Source organism: Bradyrhizobium sp. Leaf396 (genome assembly GCF_001424605.1).
Lineage (GTDB): Bacteria > Pseudomonadota > Alphaproteobacteria > Rhizobiales > Xanthobacteraceae > Bradyrhizobium > Bradyrhizobium japonicum_C.
In genome coordinates this window covers 1-10,336 of the sequence record NZ_LMQJ01000047.1, presented here as the reverse complement: position 1 = coordinate 10,336, position 10,336 = coordinate 1, and the positions used below count along the sequence as shown (strand labels likewise).

Sequence of the window (10,336 nt, the reverse complement as noted above, 5' to 3'; positions counted from 1 at the left end):
CGTCCTTGCGGCCGAGGCCGGGCAGCACGACGTCGAAATTGCCGGCGGCGAGCTCGCGCATCGCCTTGCACATCGCGATCATCGGACGCGAGATGCCGGTGCCGAGCAGGAAGGCCAGGACCACCCCAACCAGCGTGCCACCGACGGCCAGCATCAGCACCAATTGCTCGGTCTGGCCGATGGTCGCCTCCGATTCGGAATCCAGCCGCCGCTGCTCGGCGACGAGGTCCGACTTCATGGTGGTCGCGCCTTGCAGGATCGCACCGGCCGAGCCGTTCATCGCGGTGACGAGATCATCGACGAGCTTGGCATTGGCAATCAGCTTCTCCAGTGCTTCGCGATAGGCCCCGAGCAGCGCCTTGGCATCCTTCAGGCCCGCGACGACCTTGTCGTCCATGGAGTAGATCGCGCCGAGCGAGTTCTCGACGAATTTCAGCCGGGCCAGCGCGCTGGTGGCGATCGTCTGGTCGGACGTCAGCACGAAGTTGGTCGCCGCCGCGCTCGCGGTCTGGAATTGGGCATTGACCTGCTTGGTGCCGAACTCGATTGCCTGTGCTTCGGAATCGGACGCGTTGTTGCCGATGTCGTCGAGCTTGTATTTCAGGAGGTTGGCGTTACGCCCGAGCTGGTTCTGCACCAGCAGCGCACTATCACGCTTGGCCTGGAGGATCCTTCCAAACGTGCTGGAGAAATTGGAGAACTCCTTGGCGAGCTTGGCGAGGCTCTCCTGCCTTGCCGGGTTCTTGACACCCTTGACGGCCTCGTCGATCGCATTCTTCAGGCTGCCTTCGGCATCCAGCGCGGCCTTGGCGTCGTCTTCCTTGCCGGTGACGACGAAATATTTGGCAGCAGAGCGATAGGCCAGCAGCTCGCGGTCGATGTTGCGGGCAAGATCGGCCTCCGAAACGCTGCTGCGGTACGACCCGACTCCGAAAGCGACCCGCTCGAAGCCGAAATAGGAAAAGGCCATGCTGCCGGCGGAGATTGCCAGCACTGCAGCAAATCCGAGGATGATCTTTGCGCGGAACCTGAGGGTCGGAAACAGTGTGCGCTTAGACGGTGACGCGATACGCCCGGACATTCCCACCCCCAATTTTGTCGTCAGCCGCGATCTGGAGGCGCCCCGCCCCCGGACCTGAATGCGCAGAACTAAGGCAGAATGGATAAGGGCCGGTAAATTCGGCGCATCTTCAGCCTCTCGGCCAAAGGCCGACCAGAGACGGAGACCTGGCATCCCACGCCGGCCCGGCGCTCCGCCCGGCTCGGCGTATGCCTCCCGCGGATCAGCGCCACGAATGGATCAATGACTTTTCCATGACGCCAGCGACCAAAATCCTAGTTGCAAAGTTCCGGGTCGCTGTCTCTAATTAGAAGCAATCAAAATCAATCCCGGGAGGACTCTCCGTGTCTACAGTCAAACTGACGGTCAACGGCAAGGCCGTTGCTGTCGATGTCGAGGACCGCACGCTGCTGGTCCAGCTTCTGCGCGATCACCTCAATCTCACGGGGACCCATGTCGGCTGCGACACCAGCCAGTGCGGCGCCTGCGTCGTGCACATGGACGGGAAAGCCGTTAAATCCTGCACCATGCTGGCCGGACAGGCCGATGGTGCCAGCATTACCACGATCGAGGGCATCGCGAAGGGCGACGAGCTGCACCCCATGCAGGCTGCCTTCCGCGACAATCACGGTCTCCAATGCGGCTATTGCACGCCCGGCATGATCATGTCGGCGATCGACATCGTGCATCGCCACGGGGGCCAGCTCGACGAGGCCACCGTGCGTCAGGAGCTCGAAGGCAATATCTGCCGCTGCACCGGCTACCATAACATCGTCAAAGCCGTGCTGGATGCGGCCGGGCGCATGAAGGTCTCGCAGGCGGCCGAGTAGAGCGGCCCGTTACAAACAAGAAAACCGTCACTGCGGCTCTCGGTGGAGAGCGCGGGTGGACAAATTTCCGGTCGGGAGGACCAGACATGGGTGTTGAAGGCATCGGCGCACGCGTCGTGCGCAAGGAAGACAAGCGTTTCATTACCGGCAAGGGCCGTTACGTCGACGACATCAAGCTGACGGGCATGACCCACGCCTATTTCGTCCGCAGCCCGCACGCGCACGCCAAGGTGAAGAAGATCGACTCTTCCGCCGCGCTGAAGATGCCGGGTGTGGTCGCGGTGCTCACGGGCCAGCAGCTCGTCGATGACAAGGTCGGCAATCTCATCTGCGGCTGGGCCATCACCTCGAAGGACGGCAGCCCGATGAAGATGGGCGCCTGGCCGGCGATGGCGCCGGAGACGGTCCGGTTCGTCGGCCAAGCCGTCGCCGTCGTGATCGCCGAGAGCAAGAATCTCGCGCGCGACGCGGCCGAAGCCGTCGTCGTCGATTACGAGGAGCTTCCCGCAGTCGCCGACATGCGGGCGGCGATCAAGCCCGGCGCGCCGCAGCTTCATCCCGAGGCTCCGGGCAACCAGGTCTACGATTGGGTGATCGGCGACGAGAGCGCCACCGATGCCGCCTTTGCCAAGGCCGCCAATGTGGTGAAGCTCGACGTCACCAACAACCGTCTGGCTCCGAACGCGATGGAGCCACGCGCGGCGATCGCCGATTACGATCCGGCCGAGGAGCATTTCACGCTCTACACGACATCGCAGAACCCGCACGTCGCCCGTCTGGTGCTGTCCGCGTTCTACAACATCGCGCCCGAGCACAAGCTGCGCGTGATCGCGCCCGACGTCGGCGGCGGCTTCGGCTCCAAGATCTTCATCTATCCCGAGGAGATGGTGGCGCTGTGGGCATCCAAGAAGGTCGAGCGTCCCGTGAAATGGACCGGTGATCGCAGCGAAGCCTTCCTCACCGACGCGCATGGCCGCGACCACATCACCCATGCCGAGATGGCCTTCGACGCCAACAACAAGATCACCGGCCTCAAGGTGAAGACCTACGCCAATTTCGGCGCCTATATGTCCCTGTTCTCGTCCTCGGTGCCGACCTATCTCTACGCGACGCTGCTGTCGGGCCAGTACAACATCCCGGCAATCCATGCCGAGGTGATCGGCGTCTACACCAACACCACGCCGGTCGATGCCTATCGCGGCGCCGGCCGTCCCGAGGCGAGCTACCTGATCGAACGGTTGATGGAAACGGCGGCGCGGCAGCTCAACGTCGATCCGGCCCAGTTGCGCCGGACCAACTTCATCACCCAGTTCCCGCACCAGACGCCCGTCATCATGGCCTACGACACCGGCGACTTCAACGCCTCGCTGGATGCCGCGATGAAGGCGATCGACTATGCCGGATTCCCCGCCCGCAAGGCCAAGGCGAAAGCCGACGGCAAGCTGCGCGGCATCGGCCTCTCCTGCTACATCGAGGCCTGCGGCATCGCGCCGTCCAAGGCAGTCGGCAGCCTGGGCGCCGGCGTCGGCCTGTGGGAATCGGCCGAGGTGCGCGTCAACCCGGTCGGCACCATCGAGATCCTCACGGGGTCGCACAGCCACGGCCAGGGTCACGAGACCACCTTCTGCCAGCTCGTCGCCGAACGGCTGGGCATTCCGATCAGCCAGGTCTCGATCGTCCATGGCGACACCGACAAGGTGCAGTTCGGCATGGGCACCTACGGCTCGCGCTCCGCTGCCGTCGGTCTTACCGCGATCCTGAAGGCAATGGAGAAGATGGAATCCAAGGCCAAGAAGATCGCGGCTCATGCGCTGGAAGCATCGGAAGCCGACATCGTCATCGAGAACGGCGAGTTCAAGGTGACCGGCACGGACAAGGCGATCGCCCTGCCGATGGTCGCGCTCGCAGCCTATACCGCGCACAATTTGCCTGAAGGCATGGAGCCGGGCCTGAAGGAGAGCGCCTTCTACGACCCGACCAACTTCACCTTCCCGGCCGGCGCCTATATCTGCGAGCTCGAGGTCGATCCCGGCACCGGCAAGACCTCCTTCATCAACTTCGTGGCGGCCGACGATTTCGGCCGGCTGATCAATCCGATGATCGTCGAGGGACAGGTCCATGGCGGCCTCGCGCAGGGCATTGGTCAGGCCCTGCTCGAGCACGCGATCTACGATGCCAACGGCCAGCCGGTTACGGCCTCGTTCATGGACTATGCCATGCCGCGCGCCGACGATTTGCCCTCGTTCAACCTCTCCCACACCACGACGCTGTGCCCGGGCAATCCCCTGGGCATCAAGGGTTGCGGTGAGGCCGGTGCGATCGGCGCTTCGGCGGCCGTGATCAACGCGATCACGGATGCGATCGGCAAGAACAACCTGGAAATGCCCGCAACCCCGGATCGGGTGTGGCGCACCATCCACGCGGCTTGAAGGAGGACCGAAGATGTACCAGACCACTTATCATCGCGCCTCCTCGGTCGACGAGGCCGCAAGCCTTTTCGCAAAAGGTAGCGACGCGAAATTCCTCGCGGGCGGCCAGACGCTGTTGCCGGTGATGAAGCAGCGCCTCGCCAGCCCCTCTGACGTCATCGACCTCGGCAGGATCAAGGAGTTGCAGGGCGTTGAGCTGTCGGGCGACGTGCTGACCATCAAGGCCGCCACCACCTACTACGACATCATGCAGAATCCCGATGTGAAGAAGGCGATCCCCGCGATCTCCTATCTCACCTCGGTGCTCGGCGATCCCGCCGTGCGCTATCGCGGAACGATCGGCGGCTCGATCGCCAACAACGATCCTGCCGCGGATTTCCCGGCCGCTCTGGTCGCGCTTGGCGCCACCGTGAAGACCAACAAGCGGTCGATCTCGGCGGATGATTTCTTCAAGGGTCTGTTCACCACGGCGCTCGAAGACGGCGAGATCATCACCGCCGTGTCATTCCCCGTTCCGGCGAAGGCAGGCTACGAAAAGATGCGGCACCCGGCCTCGCGCTTTGCACTGACCGGCGTGTTCGTGGCGCAGACCAAGTCAGGTGAGGTGCGGGTCGCCGCGACCGGCGCCTCGCAGAATGGCGTGATGCGGGTGCCCGCGATCGAGGCGGCGCTGAAGGCGAACTGGTCGCCGTCGGCGATCGACAGCGTGACGATTTCGGCGAACGGATTGCTGGCCGACATCCACGGCACGGCCGAGTACCGCGCCAATCTCGTCAAGGTGATGGCTCAGCGCGCGGTCGCAGCGGCTCGCTGATAGCGCCTCGACACAATTTTCCCGCGGCGCGCACTTCGGTGCGCGCCGTTTTTATTTGGTCGTGCGGCATGAAAACCGCTTGCCTCGCTGCCGTGAAGGCGAGAAAAGTTAATTGGTCAATTAACTCGCCCACAGAGGAACGTCCGAGGCGATTGCCGGGCCACCGGCATCTCCGCGACCCGAGGAAACAACAACGTGCTCGATAAATCAGCCCCCACCTCATCCGTCCGCACCTCCGGCCCGCTGTCGGGCTTCCGCATCGTCGAATTCGCCGGCATCGGACCTGGTCCGTTCGCATGCATGATGCTGGCCGACATGGGCGCCGACGTCGTCACGCTCGATCGCATCGGCGCAAAGAAGAGCACGAAGTCGGTGGCCGGTCGCGGACGCAAGGTGATCGAGCTCGACCTCAAGGACAAGGCGGCGATCGCGCAGGTGCTCGACCTCCTGGCCAGCGCCGATGCGCTGGTCGAAGGTTTTCGTCCGGGGGTGATGGAGCGGCTCGGACTTGGACCCGACGTCGTGCTCGCTCGCAATCCCAAGCTGGTCTATGGCCGCATGACCGGCTGGGGCCAGGAAGGCCCCCTTGCCAACGCCGCCGGCCACGACATCAACTACATCTCCATCACCGGGGCGCTCGCCGCGATCGGACCGAAGGAAGCGCCGGTGCCGCCGCTCAATCTCGTCGGCGATTTCGGCGGCGGCGCGCTCTATCTGGTCGTCGGCGTGCTCGCTGCCCTGCTGGAAGCGGAAAAGTCCGGCAATGGCCAGGTCGTCGATGCAGCGATGTGCGACGGCGCGGCATCGCTGATGTCGTTTTTCTTCGACATGACCGCGATGGGGCGCTGGACCGAAGGACGCAACCAGAACTTCCTCGACGGCGGCGCGCATTTCTACGGCGTCTATGAATGCGCTTGCGGCCATTTCGTCTCGATCGGCTCGATCGAACCGCAATTCTATGCGCTGCTGCGCGAACATGCCGGGCTCACCGATGCCGATTTCGACGCGCAGATGGACCCGAAGGCCTGGCCAGCACTGAAGGAGAAGCTCAAGGCCGTGTTCAAGAGCAAGACGCGCGAGGACTGGTGCAAGATCATGGAAGGCACCGACATCTGCTTCGCGCCGGTGCTGACCATGTCGGAGGCGACACGGCATCCGCACATGGTCGCCCGCAACGTCTTCGTCGAGCGCCACGGCGTGAAGCAGCCCGCCCCGGCGCCGCGGTTTTCGCGTACGCCGTCGGCGGTTCGCGAGCCGGAAGCGGCGGAGATCGGGGCGGTGACGGCCGCGTGGAAGGCCGCGAAGTAACTTCCGCTGTCATCCCGGAGCGCGAGCCCGGGATCCATGATCCCAGGAGTAGTTGGGCGAAGACGCCGAGTTATCGGCTCGCAAAACTACTCCCCGTGGTTATAGGTCCCGCCCGATGCGGGGACGACACCTCTTGTGTCGCAACAGCGTGCCTCAAAGCAGCGCCTACGCTGCCGTCCCGACCTTCAGCACCCCGCGCCGGATTTGATCTTCCTCGATCGATTCGAACAGGGCCTTGAAGTTGCCCTCGCCGAAGCCGTCGTCGCCCTTGCGCTGGATGAACTCGAAGAAGATCGGCCCGATCGCGTTGGCCGAGAAGATTTGCAGCAGCACCTTGGTCTGGCCGCCGTCGACCACGCCCTCGCCGTCGATAAGGATGCCGTTCTTCTTGAGGCGTGCGATGTCTTCGCCATGCTGGGGCAGGCGCGCGTCGATCCGCTCGAAATAGGTGTCGGGTGGTGACGGCATGAACGGCAGGCCGGCCTCGCGCAAGCCCTCGATGGTACGATAGATATCCCGGCAGCCGCAGGCGATGTGCTGGATGCCCTCGCCGCGATAGGTCTTCAGATATTCCTCGATCTGGCCGGCATCGCCGGCGTCCTCGTTGATCGGAATCCGGATCTTGCCGTCCGGGCTGGTCAGCGCCCGCGAGAACAGGCCGGACGCGCGGCCCTCGATGTCGAAGAAGCGGATCTGGCGGAAGTTGAACAGCTTCTCATAGAAGCCTGCCCAGACGTCCATGCGGCCGCGATGGACGTTGTGGGTGAGATGATCGAGATAGAACAGGCCGGCACCGGCCGGCCGTGGATCGCGTGCGCCCAGCCACTCGAACTCGGCATCATACGCCGATCCCTTGGCGCCGTAGTGATCGATGAGATAAAGCAAACTGCCGCCGATGCCCCTGATCGCGGGGACGTCGAGCGTCTTCTGCGCGGATGATAGGTCGGCGGGTTCGGCACCGAGCGAAATCGCGCGGTCATATGCCGCCCTGGCATCCACCACGCGGAACGCCATCGATGGCGCGCAGGGGCCGTGCGCGGCGACGAAGTCATGGCCGTGGGTGCCAGGCTCCTCGTTGACGAGATAGTTGATGTCGCCCTGGCGATAGACCGTGATCTTCTTGGTTCTGTGGCGCGCGACGGGCGCATAACCCATCAGCTTGAACAGGGCGTGCAGTTCTTCCGGATTGGGGTGCGCGTATTCGACGAACTCGAAGCCATCGGTGCCCATCGGGTTGTCGGCACTGATCGCGGCCGGCGGTGCATCGTGCGGAAACGGACCCATGGTATTCTCCCAGATTGCTGCTGGCAGGAACTATCCTTCATGGCGCCTGCAAGGAGCGTGCAAACGAGACGCGTTTTCGCTAACCTGTGCACGATCCGTGCACATATTGGGCGATCGGCGCATGATTTCAGTTGATGTCTTCGATCTCAAGATCCTCGGCGCGCTGCAGGACGACGGCCGGCTTACCAACCAGGAGCTCGCCGAGGTCGCGGGCCTCTCAGCCTCGCAATGCTCGAGGCGGCGGATGCGACTTGAGGAGGCGAAGGTGATTGCGGGCTATCATGCGGACCTGTCCAGCGAGGCGCTCGGCTTCGGCGTGATCGCTTTCATCCAGGTCGGGCTTGCGACTCACTCGCCGGATAACTCCAAGCGTTTTCGGGCGTTGGTGAACCGGATCGACGAGATCCAGGAGGCGTATTCGCTTACGGGCGATGCCGACTATGTGCTGAAGGCCGTGCTGCGTGACCTCAAGGGCCTCTCCAACCTCGTGAACGACGTCCTGATGCCGCACCAGAGCGTGGCCCATGTGCGTTCCTCCATCGTGCTGGATCGGCTGAAGGAGAGCTCAAAGCTGCCGCTCAGGGAGATCGGGGCCGGCTGAAATCGAGGGAACTATGGCATTCGCGCGGCGTGGGCGATCTGCGATGATCCAGCTCGATGTGCGGAGATTCGACATGGCCCTCCAGCTTCGGCCGAACTGCGAATATTGCGACCGCGACCTGCCGCCCAACGCAACCGATGCGCGGATCTGCTCCTATGAATGCACGTTCTGTGCGGACTGCGTCGAGACGAAACTCTTCAACGTCTGCCCGAATTGCGGCGGCGGCTTTGCCCCGCGCCCGATCAGGCCAACGCAGGAATGGCGGCCGGGCGTGTGCACGACCAAGCAGGCGCCGTCGGACAAGCGGGTGCATTTGAAGTACAGCGTGGAGGATATCGCAGCGCATTGCGCACGGGTGAAGGACGTGCCGCCAGAAAGACGGTGATTTGGCCGGTCATTCCGGGGCGATGCGCAGCATCGAGCCCGGAATTTCGGGGTTCCGGGTTCGCGCCGCGCGGGCCCAACAAAAACGGATCTCACTCCGCCGACAAGATCGTTCCCTCGACCTCACCGAACCCGACGCGATAGCCCTCGCCCTGGCACCAGCCGCGCATCACGAGGCTGTCGCCGTCTTCCAGGAAGGAGCGCTTGACGCCGCCAGGCAGCTCGACCGGCTCGGTGCCGTTCCAGCTGATCTCCAGCAGGCTGCCGCGCTGGTTTTTTTCCGGGCCGGAGATGGTGCCGCTGCCCAAGAGGTCACCGACATTCATGGCGCAGCCAGAGGAGGCGTGGTGCATGAGCTGCTGCACCGAAGACCAGTACATGTATTTGAAGTTGGTACGGCTGATGCTGGCGGGTGCGTTGGCACCTGCAGCGCGGAGCGAGACGTCCAGCTCGACATCGTAGTTCTGCGGCTTCGTCTGCTTGAGGTAGTCGAGCGGCACCGGTTCCTGCTCCGGCCCCTTCAGCCGGAACGGCTCCAGCGCCTCGCGCGTCACCACCCAGGGGCTGATTGAAGTCGCGAAGGCTTTGGCCAGGAACGGGCCGAGCGGCACATATTCCCACTGCTGGATGTCGCGCGCGCTCCAATCGTTGAGCAGCACGAAGCCGAAGATCATCTCCTCGGCCTGTTGCTCGCTGAGCATGCCGCCCATCGGTGATGACTGGCCGATGACGACGCCCATCTCCAGCTCGAAGTCGAGCCGCTTGCACGGCGCAAAGCTCGGCAGCTCGACATTCGGCGGCTTCAGCTGTCCCCGTGGCCGCTTCACCTTCGTGCCCGACACCACGACGGTGGAGGCGCGCCCGTTGTAGGCGATCGGCATATGCAGCCAGTTCGGCTGCAGCGCGTTGTCCTTGCCCCGGAACATCACGCCAACATTGGTGGCGTGCTCCTTCGACGAGTAGAAATCGGTGTAGCCGGAAACGGCGAACGGCATGTGTAACTTGGCATCGCGCATCGGAACCAGGGCCTGCTTGCGCAGCTCCTCGTTGTCGCGCAGCTCGGGATTGTCGTGCCGCAAGAGCTCGCTGATGCGCGCACGGGCTTTCGACCAGACCTTTGGGCCCAGCGCCATGAACCGATTGAGCGAGGCTTCGGAGAACACGCCGAGCGGCCCCACGTCGAGCCTGGACTCCTGCTCGAGCGTCCAAAGGTCGAGCACGCAGTCGCCGATCGCCACCCCAGCCCGCGGCGTCGGATTGGCTGCGGTTGAGAACACACCATAGGGCAGGTTCTGGATCGGGAAGTCGGAAGCGGGATCCACGTCGATGAAGGAGCGGAGGCTGGGATCGTTGGGGTGGGTTGTCACGTTTGGCTCGGTTCTTTCTTCCTTCTCCCCTCGTGGGAGAAGCTGGCGCGAAGCGCCGGATGAGGGGTCTCTGTCGGCAAACTCAATCGTAAGAGAGGTCGCGGAGAGAGACCCCTCACCCGTCTCGTCGCTTCGCGACGAGCCACTGAACTTCCTCCGAATGAGTGGACACCTGTAGTAGGCTCGTTGAGCCTGGAGGTGTTGAATGGAACGTGCACGTCGGTCGTTTACTGAAGAGTACAAGCGCGAGGCGGCGGGG

9 protein-coding genes are annotated in these 10,336 nt (G+C 63.7%); 6 read left to right on the top strand and 3 right to left on the bottom strand.

Annotated elements, in window-relative coordinates; translation table 11 throughout:
- A partial coding sequence (locus ASG57_RS29275) for a methyl-accepting chemotaxis protein (protein ID WP_502690821.1) occupies positions 1 to 1,081 on the bottom strand: 1,081 nt, incomplete at its 3' end.
- A gap of 323 nt (positions 1,082 to 1,404) precedes the next feature.
- On the opposite strand from ASG57_RS29275, the gene ASG57_RS29270 reads away from it, so the two are divergent.
- The 4 genes from ASG57_RS29270 to ASG57_RS29255 all read left to right on the top strand — a co-directional run bounded on the left by ASG57_RS29270 (position 1,405) and on the right by ASG57_RS29255 (position 6,441).
- Positions 1,405 to 1,890 carry a (2Fe-2S)-binding protein gene (locus tag ASG57_RS29270; protein ID WP_024342961.1) on the top strand — a complete coding sequence of 162 codons (486 nt, stop codon included), beginning with the start codon at positions 1,405 to 1,407 and terminating at the stop codon, positions 1,888 to 1,890.
- An 86-nt stretch (positions 1,891 to 1,976) separates the two neighbouring features.
- Positions 1,977 to 4,319 carry a xanthine dehydrogenase family protein molybdopterin-binding subunit gene (locus tag ASG57_RS29265; protein ID WP_057198555.1) on the top strand — a complete coding sequence of 781 codons (2,343 nt, stop codon included), beginning with the start codon at positions 1,977 to 1,979 and terminating at the stop codon, positions 4,317 to 4,319.
- A 13-nt stretch (positions 4,320 to 4,332) separates the two neighbouring features.
- Positions 4,333 to 5,133: an FAD binding domain-containing protein gene (locus ASG57_RS29260; protein WP_057198552.1), complete on the top strand. Its 801-nt coding sequence runs from the start codon at positions 4,333 to 4,335 to the stop codon at positions 5,131 to 5,133.
- Between the two features lie 195 nt (positions 5,134 to 5,328).
- The gene (locus ASG57_RS29255) at positions 5,329 to 6,441 is read left to right on the top strand and encodes a CaiB/BaiF CoA transferase family protein (RefSeq protein WP_024342964.1); all 1,113 of its coding nucleotides are present in this window, start codon (positions 5,329 to 5,331) and stop codon (positions 6,439 to 6,441) included.
- Positions 6,442 to 6,606: 165 nt separating this feature from the next.
- Here ASG57_RS29255 and hppD read toward each other — a convergent pair whose 3' ends face one another.
- Positions 6,607 to 7,725 carry a 4-hydroxyphenylpyruvate dioxygenase gene (gene hppD, locus ASG57_RS29250; RefSeq protein WP_057198550.1) on the bottom strand — a complete coding sequence of 373 codons (1,119 nt, stop codon included), beginning with the start codon at positions 7,723 to 7,725 and terminating at the stop codon, positions 6,607 to 6,609.
- Positions 7,726 to 7,846: 121 nt separating this feature from the next.
- Between hppD and ASG57_RS29245 the strand changes: the two genes are divergently transcribed.
- Both ASG57_RS29245 and ASG57_RS29240 read left to right on the top strand, forming a co-directional pair.
- Positions 7,847 to 8,326 carry an Lrp/AsnC family transcriptional regulator gene (locus ASG57_RS29245; protein ID WP_024342966.1) on the top strand — a complete coding sequence of 160 codons (480 nt, stop codon included), beginning with the start codon at positions 7,847 to 7,849 and terminating at the stop codon, positions 8,324 to 8,326.
- Positions 8,327 to 8,399: 73 nt separating this feature from the next.
- The gene (locus tag ASG57_RS29240; RefSeq protein WP_024342967.1) at positions 8,400 to 8,711 is read left to right on the top strand and encodes a DUF1272 domain-containing protein; all 312 of its coding nucleotides are present in this window, start codon (positions 8,400 to 8,402) and stop codon (positions 8,709 to 8,711) included.
- 91 nt (positions 8,712 to 8,802) lie between these two features.
- On the opposite strand, the gene fahA is transcribed toward ASG57_RS29240, so the two are convergent.
- Positions 8,803 to 10,077, bottom strand: a complete 1,275-nt coding sequence (fahA, locus tag ASG57_RS29235; protein WP_024342968.1) for a fumarylacetoacetase — start codon at positions 10,075 to 10,077, stop codon at positions 8,803 to 8,805.
- Between the last annotated feature and the right edge of the window lie 259 nt (positions 10,078 to 10,336).